This is a genomic window from Streptomyces tremellae, from assembly GCF_039540215.1.
In the GTDB taxonomy this organism is placed as follows: Bacteria; Actinomycetota; Actinomycetes; order Streptomycetales; family Streptomycetaceae; genus Streptomyces; species Streptomyces tremellae.
In genome coordinates, this window is record NZ_BAABEP010000016.1 from 63,756 (window position 1) to 65,401 (window position 1,646).

2 protein-coding genes are annotated in these 1,646 nt (G+C 73.2%); both read left to right on the forward strand.

What is annotated here, in order from left to right:
• Nucleotides 1-323 precede the first annotated feature (323 nt).
• The gene (locus ABEA77_RS14235; protein WP_345646298.1) at nt 324-977 is read left to right on the forward strand and encodes a DUF6230 family protein; all 654 of its coding nucleotides are present in this window, start codon (nt 324-326) and stop codon (nt 975-977) included.
• A 149-nt stretch (nt 978-1,126) separates the two neighbouring features.
• Complete coding sequence (locus ABEA77_RS14240) at nt 1,127-1,522, forward strand: DUF6114 domain-containing protein (protein ID WP_345646301.1); 396 nt, start codon at nt 1,127-1,129, stop codon at nt 1,520-1,522.
• The last annotated feature ends 124 nt before the right edge of the window (nt 1,523-1,646 follow it).

The following is a 1,646-nucleotide window of genomic DNA, read 5'->3' on the forward strand; positions in this document are numbered from 1 at the left end:
CGTGTTCACGGGCGCTCGGCGCGGCCACCCCGCGCCCCTGGGCCTTGCGTCAGGGAAGCGCAACTCGCCCCGGGATCAGGCCCGTTGGTTGATGATCGACCCGGTCACAGAAAGAACACCTCTTTTTCACACAACCCGTTGACCGGGTGTGTACCTGGGAGTAACTTCCGGATTGCTCCCGTGGCCGCGTCGCCACCCCGGCGGCATCCCGAGCCGGCCCCGTGGCGTACGCCGGGAGCGGTCCGCGAACCAAGGACCCGACGCACACACCTCGTTCCGCGATCGCCGGCGTGCTCACGCGTGCCCAGAGGGGGCTCACACCCATGGCTGTTCCCGACGAACCACCAAGACCCGCCGGCGCCCAGGCACCGGCGCCCGTACGCCGAGGCAGGGTGCGCTACCGCAGGGCCGCCCTGATGGGGGTGCCCGCGGCGGTGGCCGCCGCCGCGCTCGTGGTGCTCACCGCGCAGGGGGCGATCGCCGCCCAGTTCGCCATCTCCGGCATGCCGTTCGTGGTCAGCGGGACCTCGCTGAAGGGCACCGGCTTCGGGCAGTTCGGCGGGCTCGACCACACGGCGCCGGGCAGTCCCGACGCCGGTGACACCGGCGGTCAGAAGCTGGTGATCGTCACCGCCATACGGCACGCCGAGATCGCCGACCTGTGCCAGAGCGTGTCGCTCGGCGGCACGTACCTGCGCATCTCGGCGGGCAGCGATCCCAAGAAGCGGGTGCGGGCCGACGCGTTGACCACCGACTCCACGGAGATCGCGGCGAAGGCCGCGTCGTTCGACGGCATCGAGATCGGCGGCGACGCCTCGACGTTCGACAAGCCGCCGGTGAAGGGGCCGCTCGGCATGTTCGGCCAACAGGCCGACACCGTGAGCCTCCAGACCTTCCGGCAGACCAACTACGCCACCACGGCAAGCCGGTTCACCCTGCCCGACCTGCATATGAGCTTCGCCCAGAAGGGCTGCTGAGCGTGGCCCCCGAGCATGACCCGCGGCCGGCCGGGGACACGCCCCCGGCTGCCCCGGCTGCCCCGGCTGCCCCGGCTGCCCCGGCTGCCCCGGCCGCGGCGGCGCGGCCGGTCGCCAGGGCGCAGCCGCCGGTACAGGACCCCGCACCCGTGCCACGGCAGCGCGGGTTTCGCGGGTGGCGGCGCGGACGTCCGTTCTGGGGCGGGCTGTGCGTACTGCTCGGCGGCGCCGAGATCCTGCTCAGCGAGCGCGCCAGCATCTCGGTGGTCCTGCACGCGGGCACCGAGTCCCTCGCCGGATACCTGCTGCCCGGCGTGCTCGCGGTGTGCGGGCTGCTGCTCCTCGCCAACCCTGACCACCGCGTCTTCTACTCCGTGATCGCGGTGCTCTGCTCCCTCGGGACCTGGGTCACCTCCAACCTCGGCGGCTTCGTCGTCGGCATGCTGCTCGGCCTGGTGGGCAGCTCGCTCGCCTTCGGCTGGCTGCCCGACCAGGAGCCCCGAAAGCCGCGGCGGCGGCGCGGTACGGGAGCGGCCCGCGCGTAGCCCGCACCCAAGGCCGCGTCCCGCACCGGCACCGGCATCCGCATCCACGACCGCGTCCCGCACCGGCCACCGGCATCCGCATCCACGACCGCGTCCCGCACCGGCCACCGGCATCCGCATCCAC